This window comes from Microvirga medicaginis, assembly GCF_052658925.1.
Genome location: NZ_JBQWEL010000002.1, coordinates 90,514 through 107,948, shown reverse-complemented (window position 1 = coordinate 107,948; position 17,435 = coordinate 90,514). Strand labels below are relative to the sequence as shown.

16 protein-coding genes are annotated in these 17,435 nt (G+C 63.6%); 6 read left to right on the top strand and 10 right to left on the bottom strand.

Annotation, left to right across the window (positions count from 1 at the left end; translation table 11 throughout):
- Positions 1 to 197 precede the first annotated feature (197 nt).
- Positions 198 to 602 (top strand): ribosome hibernation-promoting factor, HPF/YfiA family, encoded by a 405-nt coding sequence (hpf, locus tag ACUXUR_RS03580; RefSeq protein ID WP_445500974.1) that lies wholly within the window; start codon positions 198 to 200, stop codon positions 600 to 602.
- A gap of 68 nt (positions 603 to 670) precedes the next feature.
- On the opposite strand, the gene clpB is transcribed toward hpf, so the two are convergent.
- On the bottom strand, positions 671 to 3,295 hold the full coding sequence (gene clpB, locus ACUXUR_RS03575) for an ATP-dependent chaperone ClpB (RefSeq protein ID WP_445500973.1): 2,625 nt from the start codon (positions 3,293 to 3,295) through the stop codon (positions 671 to 673).
- Between the two features lie 191 nt (positions 3,296 to 3,486).
- Between clpB and ACUXUR_RS03570 the strand changes: the two genes are divergently transcribed.
- From ACUXUR_RS03570 to ACUXUR_RS03560, 3 genes are all read left to right on the top strand, one after another.
- Positions 3,487 to 3,813 (top strand): hypothetical protein, encoded by a 327-nt coding sequence (locus ACUXUR_RS03570; RefSeq protein ID WP_445500972.1) that lies wholly within the window; start codon positions 3,487 to 3,489, stop codon positions 3,811 to 3,813.
- Positions 3,814 to 3,819: 6 nt separating this feature from the next.
- Complete coding sequence (locus ACUXUR_RS03565) at positions 3,820 to 4,089, top strand: hypothetical protein (RefSeq protein WP_445500971.1); 270 nt, start codon at positions 3,820 to 3,822, stop codon at positions 4,087 to 4,089.
- 87 nt (positions 4,090 to 4,176) lie between these two features.
- A complete protein-coding gene (locus tag ACUXUR_RS03560) occupies positions 4,177 to 4,959 on the top strand; it encodes an MOSC domain-containing protein (RefSeq protein WP_445500970.1) in 783 nt (260 codons plus the stop codon).
- A 215-nt stretch (positions 4,960 to 5,174) separates the two neighbouring features.
- On the opposite strand, the gene ACUXUR_RS03555 is transcribed toward ACUXUR_RS03560, so the two are convergent.
- The 6 genes from ACUXUR_RS03555 to ACUXUR_RS03530 all read right to left on the bottom strand — a co-directional run bounded on the left by ACUXUR_RS03555 (position 5,175) and on the right by ACUXUR_RS03530 (position 12,481).
- Positions 5,175 to 6,113 carry a DUF4167 domain-containing protein gene (locus ACUXUR_RS03555; RefSeq protein WP_445500969.1) on the bottom strand — a complete coding sequence of 313 codons (939 nt, stop codon included), beginning with the start codon at positions 6,111 to 6,113 and terminating at the stop codon, positions 5,175 to 5,177.
- A gap of 385 nt (positions 6,114 to 6,498) precedes the next feature.
- Positions 6,499 to 7,353 carry a peptide chain release factor N(5)-glutamine methyltransferase gene (prmC, locus tag ACUXUR_RS03550; protein ID WP_445500968.1) on the bottom strand — a complete coding sequence of 285 codons (855 nt, stop codon included), beginning with the start codon at positions 7,351 to 7,353 and terminating at the stop codon, positions 6,499 to 6,501.
- Positions 7,350 to 7,787: a FosX/FosE/FosI family fosfomycin resistance hydrolase gene (gene fosX, locus ACUXUR_RS03545; RefSeq protein ID WP_445500967.1), complete on the bottom strand. Its 438-nt coding sequence runs from the start codon at positions 7,785 to 7,787 to the stop codon at positions 7,350 to 7,352. The genes prmC and fosX overlap by 4 nt, the downstream gene beginning before the upstream one ends.
- On the bottom strand, positions 7,784 to 8,872 hold the full coding sequence (prfA, locus tag ACUXUR_RS03540; protein WP_445500966.1) for a peptide chain release factor 1: 1,089 nt from the start codon (positions 8,870 to 8,872) through the stop codon (positions 7,784 to 7,786). The genes fosX and prfA overlap by 4 nt, the downstream gene beginning before the upstream one ends.
- On the bottom strand, positions 8,872 to 11,139 hold the full coding sequence (gene ptsP, locus ACUXUR_RS03535; protein WP_445500965.1) for a phosphoenolpyruvate--protein phosphotransferase: 2,268 nt from the start codon (positions 11,137 to 11,139) through the stop codon (positions 8,872 to 8,874). Before ptsP ends, prfA begins: the two co-directional genes overlap by 1 nt.
- 103 nt (positions 11,140 to 11,242) lie before the next feature.
- The gene (locus tag ACUXUR_RS03530; protein WP_445500964.1) at positions 11,243 to 12,481 is read right to left on the bottom strand and encodes an aspartate kinase; all 1,239 of its coding nucleotides are present in this window, start codon (positions 12,479 to 12,481) and stop codon (positions 11,243 to 11,245) included.
- Between the two features lie 128 nt (positions 12,482 to 12,609).
- On the opposite strand from ACUXUR_RS03530, the gene ubiG reads away from it, so the two are divergent.
- Positions 12,610 to 13,353: a bifunctional 2-polyprenyl-6-hydroxyphenol methylase/3-demethylubiquinol 3-O-methyltransferase UbiG gene (gene ubiG, locus ACUXUR_RS03525; protein WP_445500963.1), complete on the top strand. Its 744-nt coding sequence runs from the start codon at positions 12,610 to 12,612 to the stop codon at positions 13,351 to 13,353.
- On the opposite strand, the gene nhaA is transcribed toward ubiG, so the two are convergent.
- Both nhaA and ACUXUR_RS03515 read right to left on the bottom strand, forming a co-directional pair.
- Positions 13,326 to 14,540: a Na+/H+ antiporter NhaA gene (nhaA, locus tag ACUXUR_RS03520; protein ID WP_445500962.1), complete on the bottom strand. Its 1,215-nt coding sequence runs from the start codon at positions 14,538 to 14,540 to the stop codon at positions 13,326 to 13,328. The genes ubiG and nhaA overlap by 28 nt on opposite strands.
- 131 nt (positions 14,541 to 14,671) lie before the next feature.
- On the bottom strand, positions 14,672 to 15,577 hold the full coding sequence (locus tag ACUXUR_RS03515; protein ID WP_445500961.1) for a LysR family transcriptional regulator: 906 nt from the start codon (positions 15,575 to 15,577) through the stop codon (positions 14,672 to 14,674).
- A gap of 125 nt (positions 15,578 to 15,702) precedes the next feature.
- Here ACUXUR_RS03515 and ACUXUR_RS03510 point away from each other — a divergent pair, with 125 nt between their 5' ends.
- Positions 15,703 to 16,884 carry an MFS transporter gene (locus ACUXUR_RS03510; protein ID WP_445500960.1) on the top strand — a complete coding sequence of 394 codons (1,182 nt, stop codon included), beginning with the start codon at positions 15,703 to 15,705 and terminating at the stop codon, positions 16,882 to 16,884.
- Between the two features lie 22 nt (positions 16,885 to 16,906).
- Here ACUXUR_RS03510 and ACUXUR_RS03505 read toward each other — a convergent pair whose 3' ends face one another.
- Positions 16,907 to 17,428 (bottom strand): metallophosphoesterase family protein, encoded by a 522-nt coding sequence (locus ACUXUR_RS03505; protein ID WP_445500959.1) that lies wholly within the window; start codon positions 17,426 to 17,428, stop codon positions 16,907 to 16,909.
- Between the last annotated feature and the right edge of the window lie 7 nt (positions 17,429 to 17,435).

The following is a 17,435-nucleotide window of genomic DNA, read 5'->3' as shown; positions in this document are numbered from 1 at the left end:
CTCCGCTCGCGGTGGAAGAACCTGTTGCTGGCTGACGAATCGTGTGCGAGGCTGACGCCCTCCTTGGCAGAGGAGTTTTCGAGTTCCGGGAGCCGAACCGGATATAACCTTTGCAGGGAGGAATTTGTTTCCTAGTGCCCTGAAACCATCCTGCACAACAGCCGTTAGCCCCCGAACCTTCACGAACGGAGGAACGAATGAGTCTCGAAGGCGCCGAAAATTCTATCCTGGTGCAAAGCTCAACCGTCGATCTAGGCGAGGCGTTTCCCGAATACGCCAGAACGAATATCCGCCAAGTGGCAGGAAAGTACTTTGGGCGCTTAAGTGCCGCTTCCGTGCATGTCGCCCGCGAGGGCATCACCTATCGATGCACGGTGAATATCCAGATGGGCGCTCTGAAGAAGATGACCGGCGAGGCCAAGAACAAGGACCTCTACGCCGCGTTCCGGCAGGCCTTGCAGAAGGCTGCCAAACAGCTCCGCAGATCCAAGCGTGAACTTCGTGAAGACAAGGCCGAGCGTGTCGACAAGGACGCGCTGCTGCGTGAAAGCAACAGACCTCCGACTCGCGACGAGGAAGAGTTTCGCGCAGCCGCAGAATAGAACCCCTTCCTGAAAACAGGAAAGGCCGGGGTGACCCGGCCTTTCTTCTGCAATGTGTGTTCTGCGGCTTAATTCAACCGCACGCCTTCCGGCGGACGCTCCGTGGCCTTTGTCACGGTGGCATTGCCGAGGGTCAGGCCCATGGGGCCTGCATGCACCGGCACGGTCTCGCCGTCCTTGATCTCGCCGGCAAGGATGGCTTCCGCCAGCGGATCCTGAACGTATTTCTGGATCACGCGTTTCAGCGGACGTGCACCATAGGCTGGATCGTAGCCCTTCTGGCTAAGCCACTCGCGAGCTTCCGGATCAAGCTGCAGCGTGATCTTGCGATCCTCCAGGAGCTTCTGCAGACGGCTCAGCTGAATGTCGACGATGGAACCCATCTCCGAGCGCTTCAGCCGGTGGAACAGGATGATCTCGTCCACGCGGTTGAGGAACTCGGGCCGGAAGTGCGAACGCACCACGCTCATGACTTCATCGCGCACCGCGTCGGTATCCTGACCCTCGGGCTGGTTCACCAGATACTCGGCGCCCAGATTCGAGGTCATGATGATGAGCGTGTTGCGGAAGTCCACGGTGCGGCCTTGCCCGTCCGTGAGGCGTCCGTCGTCGAGCACCTGCAGCAGGACGTTGAACACGTCCGGATGCGCCTTCTCGATCTCGTCGAACAGCACCACCTGATAGGGCCTGCGGCGGACGGCTTCCGTCAGCGCGCCGCCCTCCTCGTAGCCCACATAGCCGGGAGGCGCGCCGATGAGACGGGCGACCGAGTGCTTCTCCATGTATTCCGACATGTCGAGGCGCACGAGAGCGGTCTCGTCGTCGAAGAGGAAGCTTGCGAGCGCCTTGGTGAGCTCGGTCTTGCCGACACCGGTGGGGCCGAGGAACATGAACGAGCCGATGGGCCGGTTCGGGTCCTGCAGGCCTGCACGCGCACGGCGGACGGCGGTCGAGACCGCTTCCACCGCCTCGCGCTGACCGACGACGCGCTTGGCGAGATCCTGCTCCATGTGCAGGAGTTTCTCGCGCTCGCCCTCCAGCATCTTGTCGACAGGCACGCCGGTCCAGCGCGAGACGACCTGCGCCACGTGGTCGGGCGTCACCGCCTCTTCCATCAGGCCGCCGCCGTCGGCCCTCGCCTCAACCTCGGCAAGCTGCTTCTCCAGGCCCGGAATGACGCCGTAGGAAAGCTCGCCTGCCTTCGCCCAGTCGCCGTTGCGCTGTGCCTGGCTCAGCTGGTTACGGGCCTCGTCGAGCTTCTTCTTCAGATCGGCGGCCGTGCCGAGCTTGTCCTTCTCCGCCTTCCAGCGCGCCGTGATGGCGGCCGATTGCTCTTCGAGATCCGCGAGCTCCTTCGTCAGGCGCTCGAGGCGATCCTTGGAGGCGGCGTCCGTCTCCTTCTTCAGGGCCTCCTGCTCGATCTTGAGACGCACGATCTCACGGTCGATGTTGTCGAGCTCTTCCGGCTTCGAGTCGACCTGCATGCGCAGGCGGGACGAGGCTTCGTCGACGAGGTCGATCGCCTTGTCCGGCAGGAAGCGGTCCGTGATGTAGCGGTTTGAGAGCGTGGCCGCCGCAACGAGCGCCGAGTCGGTGATGCGCACCCCGTGATGCTGCTCGTACTTCTCCTTCAAGCCGCGCAGAATCGACACCGTGTCTTCCACGGTGGGCTCGTTCACGAAGACCGGCTGGAAACGACGGGCAAGCGCCGCGTCCTTCTCCACGTGCTTGCGGTATTCATCGAGCGTGGTCGCGCCGACGCAGTGCAGCTCGCCGCGCGCAAGCGCGGGCTTGAGCAGGTTCGAGGCATCCATCGCGCCATCGGCCTTGCCTGCGCCGACGAGGGTGTGCATCTCGTCGATGAAGAGAATGATGCCGCCTTCGGCTGACGTCACTTCCTGCAGAACGGCCTTCAGGCGTTCCTCGAACTCGCCGCGATACTTCGCGCCTGCGATCAGCGCACCCATGTCGAGAGCGAGCAGCTGCTTGTCTTTCAAGGATTCCGGCACGTCGCCATTGACGATGCGCAGCGCGAGGCCTTCCACGATGGCGGTCTTGCCGACGCCGGGCTCGCCGATGAGAACCGGATTGTTCTTGGTGCGACGCGAGAGGACCTGGATCGTGCGACGGATTTCCTCGTCGCGTCCGATCACCGGATCGAGCTTGCCCTCGCGGGCCGCCTCGGTGAGGTCGCGCGCATATTTTTTCAGCGCATCATAAGCGTTTTCCGCCGTTGCGTTGTCGGCGGTGCGGCCCTTGCGCAAAGCATTGATGGCGGTGTTCAACCCTTGAGCGGTCACGCCGGCCGATGCCAGAATCCTGCCCGCTTCGCTGTCCTTCTCGACAGCCAAAGCCAGCAGCATGCGCTCGACGGTGACGTAAGAATCGCCCGCCTTCTCGGCGGCCTTCTCGGCGGTGTCGAAGAAGCGCATCAGCTCGCGCGTCGCCTGCGGCTGTGCGGCGGAGCCGGAGACCTTCGGCTGCTTGGCGAGCCATTGCTCGACGGCAGCATGGGCATCGCGCGAGCGACCGCCCGCACGGTCGATGAGACCGGCGCACAGGCCTTCAGGATCGTCGAGCAGAACTTTTAAGACATGCCCAGGCGAGAGCTGCGGGTGTCCTTCCCGCATGGCCAGATTCTGCGCAGCCTGAACGAAACCCCGGGCGCGCTCGGTGTATTTTTCGAAATTCATGGTGTCATCCCTCCTCAGGCTCGCCCGCCCTCTCAAGAGGCACAGGCCAACCCTGCGATGTCGGACCTTCAATGAGAAGCATCCGCTGCGCCTAAGGTGGGGGCATTGATGGAGAACAACAAGAGGGGGAACCCCTATCACGCCCTCGCATTGACCCTGCAAGCAAGTTCAATGAATTCAAGGAGGTTTCCATGACGCGCGATCCGCGCTCAGATGCCGAGAAAGCCCGCGCAGACCTAGCGCGCAATGCTGAGCTGGGCCTTGCTGTGCCCGAGAGCCCGCTGGAGGAGCAACCTTCCGTGACGCCTCGGACCTTCGGCGATACGACGAAACGCGGACGGGTGCTCAGAGGTGGCGAAGGCGCCGGAGCCGTCACGGCCGAGGAACAGGATATCGGCGATTCCACCGGCACCATGAAGACCTCCCGCGACATCCCTGAAAACCGTCAGAACGTCGAGACCCCGCCCACCCATCGCAGCGACCAGAGCGATGGCGTGCTTTCGCGCGCAAAGGAGTAATTCCCCATGGCATTTTCTGATTTTCTTTCTCGCCTCAACCCAAAGAAGCGCAAGGCTGAAAAGGCCCGCCAGGAGCTGATGGCCAATGCCGAGAAGGCGCTGCACATGAAGCAGGAGGCAGGCCCCGCTGCCAATATTCCTGAGCACCAGACCTCTCACGAAGGCATGAGGCAGGACCCGCACCAAGTGGAGATCGACAGCACTCGCGGCCGCGAGGCCGGCTTCACGCCCCAGCTGAAACGGTCAAAGGTCGCCCGCTCGGGGGACGCTTCTTAAAAGTCTCATGCAGATTTTCGGTGAGAGAGCCCTGCCGCGTGTCGGCAGGGCTTTTCTCCGTTTGAGGCATGCCTTAACCCAGGAAGCATGACCATCCGCATCGCCTCCCTCCAACGCTATCCCGTGAAGGGCCTGTCGCCCGAGACCCTGGAATCCGCCACTCTGAGCAAGGGCGGGTATTTCCCCGGCGACCGGCTTTTCGCCATCGAGAACGGTCCCGCCGGCTTCGATGCGCAAAGCCCGCAGCACCAGCCCAAGATCAAGTTCCTCATGCTCATGCGCAATGAGAGCCTGGCACGGTTGAAGACACGCTATCTCGACCGGATCACGACGCTCTTCATCGAGGAGGGTGGGCGTGAGGTGGCGCGCGGCGATCTCTCGACGCGGGAAGGGCGGCTCGCCATCGAGGCCTTCTTTCGCCGCTATATGCCGAAGGAGCTGCGCGGTCCGCCGAAGGTGCTGACGGCTCCGGAGGGCTTTCGCTTCACCGATTCCCGGCGCGGCTTCGTCTCGCTGATCAATCTCGCCAGCGTGCGGCAGCTGGAGAACGTGGTCGGCGCTCCGGTCAATCCCTTGCGCTTCCGTGGCAACGTTCACATCGACGGATTGGCGCCCTGGGCGGAGCTCGACCTCGTGGGCCAGGTGCTCACCACGGCCTCCGGTGTGCGGCTGAAGGTGACGAAGCGCATCGAGCGTTGTGCAGCCACCAATGTGGACCCGGACACCGGCATCCGCGACCTGCAAATCCCGAAGAACCTGATGGAGGCTTACGGGCATTTCGATTGCGGCATCTATGCGGAAGTTCTCAGCGGAGGGAGCATCGCGGTTGGCGATCACTTCGAGACGGAGCAGGCGACGCTCGCTTTGTAGGATTACAGGCGTCATCCCCGGACTTGTTCCGGGGATCCACGTCTTCAATCCGCCGCAAGACGTGGATGGCCGGGACAAGCCCGGCCATGACGTGGAGGGATTCATCAAGCGCCCGGATCAGCTGACGTTCCGGCCGGGAATGACACGAGAACTCAGTGCAACAAAAAAGGGAGAGCATGGCTCTCCCTTTTGTTCTTATCGCACGTTTTCAGCCGTTACTCGGCGGCAGGAGTTTCCACGTCCGGCGTGAAGTTGGCAGCCTCGTCGCCCGCGCTCTCGACGACGTCACGGCGGGTGCGGCGGGTGCGGCGGCGCGGACGCTCCTCGGCGGCGGGTTCGGCGCCGAAATCCAGCGTCGGAGCCACCGGGCTCTGATCCTCGACAGGAGCAGGCGCGGAGCGCACCGGGTTTGTCAGGAAGGCTGGCAGGCCACCTGTGTCGGAGGTGTTCGCCTCGTCACGGCGGCGGTCGCGCTGGAAGCGCTCACGGCGCTCTCCACGCTCCGGACGGTCGCCGCGCTCGGGGCGCTCCCCGCGTTCGGGGCGGTCGCCACGCTCGAAGCGGGACGGCCGCTGTTCGCGCTGTTCGCCTTCACCACGGCCCTCGAAGGGCTGATCCTCGCGCTGGAAATCCTGACGCGGACCGCGATCGCGCTGGAAGCGCTCACGACGGTCCTGGCGGTCTCCACGATCCTGGCGCTCGCCGCGATCCTGACGGTCCCCACGTTCGGGGCGGTCGCCACGGTCGAAGCGGGAGAGGCGCTGCTCGCCTTCGCCGCGGGTCTCATAGGGTTGCGGCTGGGAGCCGAAATCCATGTCCTCGCCATTGCTGCCGGCGCGCTCGAAGTTCGGGCGCTCGCCTTGAGCAAAGCCCTCTTCGTCGCCTTCCTCGTCGAAACGCTGCTGGTAGCCATACTGCTCACGCAGCTGCTCCTGGGCGGCGGCGATGATGCGGTAATAGTGCTCGGCATGCTGGAAATAGTTTTCCGCCGCCACCGGGTCGCCGCTGGCCTGAGCATCTCGGGCGAGCTGGCTGTATTTCTCGGCGATATGCTGAGCCGTGCCGCGGATCTTCACGTCCGGGCCGTTCGACTCATAGCTCTTCGTCAGGGGATTGGGACCCTTGTTTCCGTTGTTGCGGTTGCGACCGCGCATACGCCTGTTTTGTCCTGGTCTCATTTTTTTGCTCTACGAGCCTCGCTGGTTCTTCAAGCCCACGCGATATGCAAGCCAATGTTCACCGAACGGGCTCAGCGCCCACCGTTCGCGTGGCAAACCGTCTGTCGTTCAGTCAAGACGCGCAATCGGCGTCGGACTATCCTTCAGTATCGGGTTCAGATGATCGCGCCCGGCTGTTCAAAAAGCCCCTGCCTGCGCGATGGATATCGTTTGGTCTTCCGGCATGCTCCCCTCGGGAGCTGCCGTTTTCTTACGACCGGGGACGATCTCTATGATCGAATCTAGCGGGTTCCTCCCGGTCCAACAAGCCATTTTTCAGCTTTTACCCCCGCCTGAGGCAAGAATGCCTCACCCTGCACGGTCAAGGATGCCTCATGGCAACGCATCGGGGGTTGTTTGATAGATCGTGCGCGACTTTGAGGATTTCAAGACCATGGGATGCGGCCAAGGTTCGTAAATCATCGGCCTGGTCATAGCCGATCTCGACCGCCAGAAGCCCCCCGGGAGCCAGGAGACGCTTCGCTTGCCCCAGCAGGATCCGATAGGGGTCCAGGCCATCCGGGCCGCCGTCGAGGGCGAGGCGCGGGTCATAATCCCGCACCTCCTGGTCGAGGGTCGGAATGACCGGGGAGGCGATATAGGGCGGGTTCGAGACGATCAGGTCGAAGCGGCCCGCGATCGCATCCGCCCAGTGGGACAGGGCGAAAAAGCTGCGCCGGCCCACCCCATTGGCCCAGGCGTTCCGCCGAGCGGTCTTGAGGGCGCCGAGCGAGAGATCCACGCCAAGGCCGGTGGCCTGGGGCAGCTCGTGGAGGAGGGCGACCAGCAGGGAGCCCGAGCCGGTGCCGAAATCCGCCATCAGCAGCGGGGCCTGCCGGTCAGGCAGGAGATCGAGCGCCGTCTGCACCACGGTTTCCGTGTCCGGGCGCGGCACGAGGGTCTCAGGCGAGAGGGCGAAGGGCAGGCCCCAGAACTCCCGCTCCCCGATGATTCGCGCCACCGGCTCATGGGCGAGGCGGCGGCCGGTGGCGGCCTCGAGACGCTCGGCCTCGTCGGTGGTCAGCAGCGCATCGGGGTTGATGATGAGCTCTGTCGCCGGAACGCGCAGAACCGACAGAAGAAGCAGGCGCGCGTCCACGGCCGCCGTTTCGAAACCTGCTTCGGAGAGGGTTTGGCGCAGGTTCCTGAGGGCCCGGGCACGGGTGAGGGCACTCACGCCGCAAGGCCCTGCCGGTAGCGTTCGAGGCGCTCTTCCAGCGTGCCCGTGTGCAGCTCGAACAGGTGGTTGTCGTGATCGTAGAAATAGAGCGAATGACCTTCGCCCTCGACGCGGGGACGCGCTTCGCGGAACTCGAGGCTCAAGCTCTCGATCCGCGTGCGATAATCATCGATGGCCGAGACCGGAATCTTGAAGGCGATATGATTGTAGGTGCGCGAGGGCAGGCTCTCGCCTTCCATCACGGCAATCCACTGCCCGCCGACGATGAAGAACTTTTCACGCGAGAGCGAGAAGGTCTCATCGCCCGACGAGTAGATCTCCTTGCCGTCGAGCACTTGTTCGACGATCGCGGTCATGCGCGAAAGATCGCTGGTGATGAGCGTGATATGGCTCAATCCTTCGATCTTGCCTTCGATCTTGCCTTCGATCATGCGGCCTGATCCTGATCGGCGAGCTGGGCTGCCTGATGCTCGGTGATCAGCGCATCGATCAGTTCGTCGAGCGCATTGCCGGCCATCACTTCCTCGAGCTTGTAGAGCGTGAGGTTGATCCGGTGATCCGTCACGCGCCCTTGCGGGAAGTTGTAGGTGCGGATGCGCTCGGAGCGGTCGCCGGAGCCGACCTGCGATTTGCGGTCGGCGGCACGTGCCGCATCCTTTGCCGTGCGCTCGGCATCGTAGAGACGCGAGCGCAGGAGGGCCATGGCGCGCGCACGGTTCTTGTGCTGCGAGCGTTCGTCCTGCACGAACACCACGGTGCCTGTCGGAATATGCGTGATGCGGATCGCCGACTCGGTCTTGTTCACGTGCTGACCGCCGGCACCCTGCGCACGCATGGTGTCGATCTTCAGATCCGCATCGTTGATGACGATATCGACGTCTTCCGCTTCGGGCAGCACGGCGACGGTCGCGGCGGAGGTGTGAATGCGGCCTTGTGTTTCGGTGTCGGGAACGCGCTGTACACGGTGCACGCCGCTCTCGAATTTGAGCCGCGCGAACACCCCGCGTCCTTTGACTTCGGCCACCACTTCCTTGTAGCCGCCGGCCGTGCCTTCGCTCTCGGAGACGATCTCGACCTTCCAGCCTTTGAGATCCGCATAGCGCGTATACATGCGCAGCAGATCGCCAGCGAAGAGAGCTGCTTCGTCACCGCCCGTGCCGGCGCGGATTTCGAGGATCGCGCTCTTTTCGTCAGCCTCGTCCTTCGGCAGCAGCATGATGCGTAAGTCTTGCGCTGCCTTCTCAAGGTCCTCGCGCGCCTGCGGCAACTCTTCCTCCGCGAGCTTGCGCATCTCGGGATCGGTCGAAGGATCATCGATCAGCGATTGAAGACCATCCAGGTTGTCCTCCATCGCGCGATAGGCGCGGATTGCGCCCACGACGCCGTCGAGCTCCGCGAGCTCGCGTGACAACGCCACGAAGGTTTCCGGATCGGGGCCGGCATTGAGCGTCGCCGTGATGATGTCATGGCGGGCAAGAATAGCGTTCAAACGGTCGGAAGGAGGGGCAATCGTCATCAGACCGGAATACCACGGCTTTCGGCAAATTGAGCAAGTTTCGGGCGCAGCGTATCGCCGCTTCCCGCGTTTTCCAGTTCGTCATGAAGGAAGGCGCTGAGCTCGGCGACATCGAGCGCGAGCAGCATGGCCTTCACCGGCCCGATGGAAGCCGGCGACATGGAGAGCGAGCGGAAGCCGAGGCCGAGCAGCGTCATGGCTTCGAGCGGACGGCCGCCGATTTCGCCGCATAGGGTCACCTGGCAGCCCAAGGCCTGCGCTTGTTCGGCCACGAGCTTCAGGGCACGCAGCATCGGCGCACTCAACGGATCGAAGCGATCCGCCACGCGCCGGTTCTCGCGGTCGATGGCAAAGAGGAACTGCATCAGGTCGTTCGAGCCGATGGAGATAAAATCGGCCCGCTCGCAGATTTCCTTGAGCTGGAACAGGAGCGAGGGCACTTCCAGCATCACGCCGAGCTTCAGGTCCGAGGGCAGGGCGTGGCCGTGATGCGAGAGATAGCTTTTCTCGCGCTCCACGATGGTTCTGGCGCGCTCGAACTCGTCGCAGGTCGCCACCATCGGGAACATGATCTTCAAGGGTCGTCCGGCGGCTGCCTTGAGGAGGGCGCGCACCTGCGCGCGCAAAAGGCCCGGCCGGTCGAGGCCGATGCGAATCGCGCGCCAGCCCAGGGCCGGGTTTTCTTCCTCGACCGCCTGCATGTAGGGCAGGATCTTGTCGCCGCCGATATCGAGAGTGCGGAAGGTGACGGGCCGGTCGCCGGCCTCTGCGAACACGGCGCTGTAGAGCGCCTGCTGGTCGGAAGCCGAGGGCATCCTCTCCGCGATCATGAACTGCAGCTCGGTGCGGAACAATCCGACGCCGGCAGCCCCCGTCTCGGAGAGATGCGGCAGATCGACGAGAAGGCCTGCATTGAGCTGCAGCGTGATTTCGACGCCATCCTTGGTGACGGAGGGCACGTTGCGGAGCTTCTGATACTGCTCCTGGCGCTTGGCGCGAAGCCGTGCCTTTTCGGCATAGGCGGCTTCCACATCGGCATTGGGCCGGATCTGCACCTCGCCTGCCGCGCCGTCGACGATGATGGCATCGCCCGGCTCGGTGAGCGAGGTCGCGTTCGATACTTCGCCGACAGCAGGAATGCCGAGGGCGCGCGCCACGATGGCGATGTGGCTTGTCGGGCCGCCTTCCTCCAGCACGAGGCCGCGCAGACGCGAGCGGTCGTAATCGAGGAGCGCCGCCGGACCCATGGAGCGGGCGACGATGATGGCGTTGTCGGGCAATGAGCTTCGCTCGGCCACCATGTCGCGCCCGACGAGGCGGAAGAGCAGGCGGTTGGCGAGATCGTCGAGGTCGTGCAGGCGCTCGCGGAGATAGGGGTCCGTCTGGCGCAGCATGCGGGCGCGGTTGTCGGATTGCACCCGTTCCACGGCCGCTTCGGCGGTGAGGCCCGAGGCCACGGCCTCGCGCATGCGGCGCAGCCAGCCCTGGTCATGGGCGAACATGCGGAAGGTTTCCAGCACCTCGCGGTGCTCGCCATGATGGGCCACGTCGCCCCGCTCGATCAGCTCGTCGATGGAGACGCGCACCTCCCCGATAGCCTTGTCCAGGCGCTGGAGCTCCGCCTCGACGTTCTCGGCAATCAGGTTCTTGATGACGACCCGCGGCTCATGCAGCACCACGTAACCGAGGCCCACGCCATCGGCCAGCGCTGTGCCCTTCTGGTAGACGGGACGGCGCAGGGCGATTCCGGTTTCCACCGGAGCCAGGGCCTGCAATTCGCCGGCGGCCAGCATCTCGGAGACCACCATGGCGGTGGTCTGAAGGGCCTCGACCTCTTCTTCCGTATAGACCCGGTAGGTGCGGTTCTGGACGACCAGGACGCCCAGCGTGTTGCCGGCCCGCAGCAGCGGTACGCCGAGGAAGGCGTGGTAGATCTCTTCGCCCGTCTCGGGCTTGTAGGAGAAGGACGGGTGGCTCTGGGCGTCGGAGAGGGCAAGCGGCTCGGCTGTGGAGGCGATGAGGCCTACAAGACCCTCGCCCGAGCGCATGACGGTCAGATGGACGGCTTCCCGGTTCAGGCCTTCCGTGGCGAACAGCTCAAGAACCCCATCGCCGCGCATCACATAGACGGAGCACACCTCCGCGACCATGTTGGCGGCGATTTGCCGGACGATCTTATCGAGGCGGTCCTGCGCTCCTACCGGCTCCGCCATAATCTCGCGGAGGCGGCGCAGCAGAAGGCGCGGACCGCCGGGAGCGCTTGGCATGAGCTTTCAGGTTCCCATCCTTCGGAGCCGGCGAGCCGAACCGGCGGTTGTTGAACCGAGTGTTGCAGCCCGACCGACCGGACGTCAATCGGGCGACCCTCGATTAGGCCTTGTCCAGGCCGTATAGCGAGTGGAGCGTGCGCACGGCAAGCTCCGTATAGGCCGAGTCGATCAAAACCGAGAATTTAATCTCGGAGGTGGTGATGGCTCGGATGTTGATGCCCTTGTCCGCCAGAGCCTTGAAGGCCCTGGCCGCGACGCCTGCGTGGCTGCGCATGCCGACGCCGATGGCGGAGACTTTCACCACGTCGGTCGCGCCCTGAAGGTCCCGGAACTCGATCTCGTTCTTGTGGGCGTTCAGCACAGCGCAGGCCCGCTCGTATTCGGCGGAGGGGACCGTGAAGGTGAGATCCGTGGTGGTGGTGTCGTCCGAGACCACCTGGATGATCATGTCCACGTTGATGTTGGCTTCGGCCAGAGGCACGAAGATCGAGGCGGCGATGCCGGGCTTGTCGGCCACATTCCGCAACGTAATCTGGGCTTCGTCGCGCGAATAGGCGATGCCCGTGACAACCTGCTGTTCCATGATGTCTTCCTCGTCGCAGATGAGGGTGCCGAGCTTGGGATCGGCGGGATCGTCGAAGCTGGAGCGCACATAGGTCGGGACCCGGTGCATCATGGCGAGCTCGACCGAGCGCACCTGGAGCACCTTGGCCCCGAGCGAGGCCATTTCCAACATTTCCTCGTAGGAAACCTTATCCAGGCGCTGAGCCTTCGGCACAATGCGCGGATCGGTAGTGTAGACGCCGTCCACGTCCGTATAGATGTCGCAGCGCTCTGCGCCGATAGCGGCGGCCAGGGCTACCGCGCTGGTATCCGAGCCGCCACGGCCGAGCGTCGTGATGCGCCGGGTCTCCTGGTGGACACCCTGGAAGCCGGACACGACGGCAACTTCCTTATTCTTTTCAAAGCCTTCGATGATGCCGGAACCGTCGATATCGGCAATCCGGGCCGAGCCGTGCGCGTCCGAGGTCATGATCGGGATCTGCCAGCCCTGCCAGGAGCGGGCATTGACCCCCATCTCCTGCAAGGCGATGGCCAGGAGACCGGAGGTGATCTGCTCGCCTGAGGCGACGACCACATCGTATTCCTTGGCATCGTAGAGGGCGTTGGCCTCTTTCACCCAGCCGACCAGCTCGTTGGTCTTGCCGGCCATGGCCGAGACCACGACGGCCACGTCGTAGCCGGCCTCGACCTCGCGTTTGACATGCCGCGCCACGTTGCGGATGCGCTCTACGTTGGCGACGGATGTACCGCCGAACTTCATGACAAGACGGGGCATGCGAAGAAGGCCGTGGGTTGAGGGAAAATTTTGCCCTTCGCGACGCGAAAAGGCGCGTATACATGACCGCAGGGCCGCGCGCTGTCAACGCGCGGAAATCAATTCTTTCGCCTAAGGAATCGGATCTCATGACAGACGCCGCCTCCACGACCATCGACCCGGCCGAAGTCGCCCGTTTCGAGAAGATTGCCGAGACGTGGTGGGACCCGAACGGCCCCATGAAGGTCCTGCACAAGTTCAATCCCGTCCGCCTGGCCTATATCCGCGACGAGGCCTGCCGCCGGTTCGGGCGCGAACCGCGCTCCGCCCGGTCTCTCGAGGGGCTGACGATCCTCGATGTGGGCTGCGGCGGCGGCGTGCTCTCCGAGCCTCTGGGCCGGCTTGGCGCCAGGGTGACGGGACTTGATCCTGCCCCGACGAATATCTCGGTGGCCCGGCTCCATGCGGAGCGTGCAGGGGTGCCGGTCGATTTTCGCAACGAAACCGTCGAGGCGGTGGTCGCAAGGGCTGAGGCTTTCGATATCGTGCTCGCCATGGAGGTGGTGGAGCATGTGGCGGACGTGCAGGCCTTCGTGAATGCCTGCACCAAGGCCGTGAAGCCGGGCGGCATCCTCGTCATGGCCACGATCAACCGGACCCTGCGCTCCTTCGCTTCGGCCATCGTGGGCGCCGAATACATCCTCGGATGGCTGCCGAAGGGCACCCATGAATGGGACAGATTCGTCACGCCGGACGAGCTGACGGATGCCCTCCGACAGGCGGGCTTCGGGGTGAACGACATCACGGGGGTCGGCTACAATCCGTTGCGGGACGGCTGGTCTCTCTCGCGGGATCTGTCCGTCAATTACATGCTTCTGGCTTCGCGCATCTGACGTTTCTCACGCGGCGCGAAGCTGAGCAGGACATAGCCTGTGATGGCCGATAAGCCTGAGCCCATGAGCACGCCGATCTTGGTGGCATCGGAGAGCTCCGGCGCGCCCGGAAAGGCGAGAGCGCCGATGAACAGGCTCATGGTAAAGCCGATGCCGCAGAGCAGGGCGACGCCGTAGCATTGCAGCCGTGACGCACCGGCGGGCATATCGGCGAAGCCCAGATGCACGGCGGCATAGGCGAAGCTGTAGACACCCACCTGCTTGCCGATGAAAAGGCCCATGGCGATGCCGAACGGCAGGGGGCTGGTGAGCGCATCGAGCGAAAGGCCCGACAGCGACACGCCCGCATTGGCGAGGCCGAAGATCGGGATGATGCCGTAGGCGACGGGGGCATGGAGGGCCTGCTCCAGGCGATGCAGCGGTGCATCCTCCGCGCGGGTCTTCTTCGGGCTGGGATGGAGCGGGATCGTGAGCGCCAGGGCAACGCCCGCCAACGTGGCGTGAATGCCTGATTTGAGCACGAAGACCCACAACACGGCACCGACTGCAAGATAGGGCAGAAGGCTTGTGATGTTGAACCGGTTGAAGGCGACGAGCACGAGAAGACAGAGCGCGGCTGCGCCCAGCATCGTGAGCGAGAGATCGCTCGTGTAGAAGAGAGCGATGATGATGATTGCGCCGAGATCATCCAGGATTGCGAGCGCCGTCAGAAAGATTTTCAAGGACGTCGGCACACGCGAGCCGAGAACCGCCAGTACACCGAGCGCAAAGGCAATGTCCGTGGCTGCCGGAATGGCCCAGCCGTGATGGAGATGCGGCTCGTTGCGCGTGATGGTGAGGTAGACCAGGGCGGGCACGATCATGCCGCCCAAGGCCGCGATGCCCGGCAGGATCCTCCGCGGCCAGGTGGAGAGTTGCCCGTCGAGCATCTCGCGCTTGATCTCCAGCCCCACCAGCAGGAAGAACACGGCCATCAGCGCATCGTTGATCCAGTGAAGGATGCTGAGACCGAAGACGTAGGTCTTCAAGACACCGAAATAAGCATCAGCCCATGGAGAGTTGGCCAGAACGAGGGCGATCACGGTCACGCCCATCAGGATCATGCCACCTGAAGCTTCGCTGTCGAAGAACCGGCGCATCAACGAGACGCGCCTCTTCGGCTTCGAGCTGCTTTTGGGCTGATCCATGCATCCATCCTCCCTGACCAAAAACCGGTTATGAGGATGAAAAGTTCTGAATTGAAGGACGAATGGCTCAGGTTCCCATCACAAAACCAGGAGCAACTCTGCTCGATGAAGGCTTCGCATGAGGAAGGGCTTCATGCGAGATCGACCGTCTCAACCAGATAATCCAGGAAGGCGCGAACCCGCGCGGGCAGGTGACCGCCGCCGACGTAAACGGCGTGGATGCTCTCCGTATCGCCAGGGTTGTGGCTTTCGAGCACGGGAACAAGGCGTCCTGCTGCGATATCAGGGCCGATATGGAACATCGAGAGGCGACTGATCCCCAGGCCGCTCAGAACGAGGAGCCTCATCGATTCCCCGTCGCTGACCATGGCATTGCCGGTCGGCACCACGGCCGTGACATGGCCGTGCGTGTCCTTGAAGGGCCAGCCGTTGCTTTGCCGCGCAAAGCCGAACCCCAACAGGTTGTGCTGGGTCAGATCATCGGGACGACGAGGGGCGCCATGCTTTTCCAGATAGGAGGGGGCCGCCACGAGCACCATGCGGCTCTCCCCCAGCTTGCGCGCCACGAGCTGCGAGCTGCGCAGAGGGCCGACCCGGATGGCGATGTCGGCCCGGTCCTCCAGCAGATCAATCACCTTGTCCGTCAGGGTCACGTCGACGGTCACCTCCGGATGTCGGGCGAGAAAACCCGGGAGGAGGGGAATGAGATAGTGCATTCCAAAGGGAACATTGGTGTTCACGCGCAGGTGGCCGCGAGGGGCTGCGCCGGCCGCGGCGTCGCGCTCGGCCTCCTCGAGATCGGCGAGGATGCTTAAGGAGCGGTCGTAGAAGGCGGTTCCCTCAGGGGTCAGCTGGAGCTTGCGGGTCGAGCGGTTGACGAGGCGCGCGCCCAGCCGGGCCTCCAGCCGGGCGATGAGCTTGCTGACGGCTGAGGGTGTCATCCGCAGGGCCCGCGCCGCTGCGGAGAAGCCGCCGAGATCGACCACCCTGACAAAGACTTCCATTTCGCCAAACCGGTTGACGTCCACCCGTACCATTGTGACTTCAATTCATAAATGCTGTTCCAGCCGGCAGGCTAGTTCATCGATGGGATGGCGTCCATCTTGCGGCAATCGCGCGGCTTCTGCCGCTTCTCCGGACAACTTCCTTCAAGGACTGCCCCATGCCCCTTGCTCTTTATGCTTTGACGGCCGGTGCTTTCGGCATCGGCGTCACCGAATTCGTCATCATGGGTCTGCTGCTCCAGGTGAGTGCCGATCTCGGCGTCACGATCTCGGCGGCAGGGCTGCTCATCTCCGGTTATGCGCTCGGCGTCGTGGTGGGAGCACCGCTCCTGACGACCGTGACGGGCCGCTGGTCCCGCAAGACCGTTCTGCTTGGCCTCATGATCGTGTTCACGCTCGGCAACCTGGCCTGTGCCATCGCGCCGGATTACGCGATGCTCATGGCGGCGCGCGTGCTGACGGCTTTCGCGCATGGCACATTCTTCGGCGTCGGCTCGGTCGTCGCCACAAGCCTTGTGCCTGCCGACAAGAAGGCTTCCGCCATCGCCATCATGTTCACGGGCCTGACGGTGGCCAACATTCTTGGTGTCCCCTTCGGCACATGGCTCGGTCAGGCCTATGGCTGGCGTGCGACCTTCTGGGCCGTGACCTTCGTCGGCGTCATCGCTTTGGCCGTGATCGCGCTGCTCGTTCCTAAGGATCGCCCCGATCCTGCCGAGAGCGGTATCAAGGAGGAGCTCAAGGTCCTCCTGCGTCGTCCCGTATTGCTGGGGCTTCTCACCACCGTACTCGGCTATGCGGGCGTCTTCGCCGTCTTCACCTACGTCGCGCCGATCCTGACGCAGATCACCGGCTTCTCCGAAGCTGCCGTGTCGCCAATCCTTCTCGTGTTCGGCGCGGGACTCGTGCTGGGCAATCTTGTCGGCGGCAGGCTTGCCGACCGACACCTCATGGCGACGCTGCTGGGAAGTCTTGCTCTGCTGGCCCTCGTTCTTGCGGCGATGACAATCGGTGTTCGTCACCCCGTGACCGCAATCGCTTTCGTCGGCCTGTTGGGAGCGGCTGCCTTCGCGACCGTTCCGCCGCTGCAGATGTGGGTTCTCGAGAAAGCCGATGGTGCAGGTCAGAGCCTTGCGTCGAGCCTCAACATTGCCGCGTTCAATCTGGGCAATGCCTTGGGAGCCTGGCTCGGCGGCTTCGTGATCGACCACGGGCCCGGGCTTGGGGCCGTCACATGGGTCGCTGCTCTGCTCCCCGCATCTGGACTTCTGATCGCGCTCTGGAGCCGCAGGCTCGATCAGGCCGAGATGCCTTTGAGGCTTCGTCCTAGGCAAGCATGAGAGGTTTTTCTCCTCTCGGCCTTCATAAAGAACTGGCCTTCCGGCGACGTTGCCGGGAGGTCAGAATCGTGTCGAGGGTGACGGGCCGGTAATCCCACAGATCGACGCCGACATCGTATTGCCGCGTCTGGGGCTTGAGCTTGCCATGCGAGTGGCCGTGCAGATCGATCCAGCCGCGGCCCATGTTCTTCCAGGTGCGGAAGGCGTAATGGCACATGACGACGGCGCGGCCGTCCACATTGAGCTCGGCATAGGCTTGGACGCTCTCCCAGCCCTTTGCCGCAAGAGTGTCCCGACCATCATTGTTGCCGATGATCAGGTGCTTGCGCCCGTTGAGAAGACCGAGAAGCTCGTCGATGCGCTCAGGTCGCACATGCAGGGCGAAGTCGCCCAGATGCCAGACCTCGTCATCGGCCGAGACCGTTTCGTTCCAGTTGGCGACGAGCGCCTCGTCATGTTCGGGGATCGTCCTGAAGGGACGCTTGTCGATCCGCAGCACGCGTGGATCGCCGAAATGAGTGTCGCTCGTGAAGAAGATCGCCAAGGAGAGA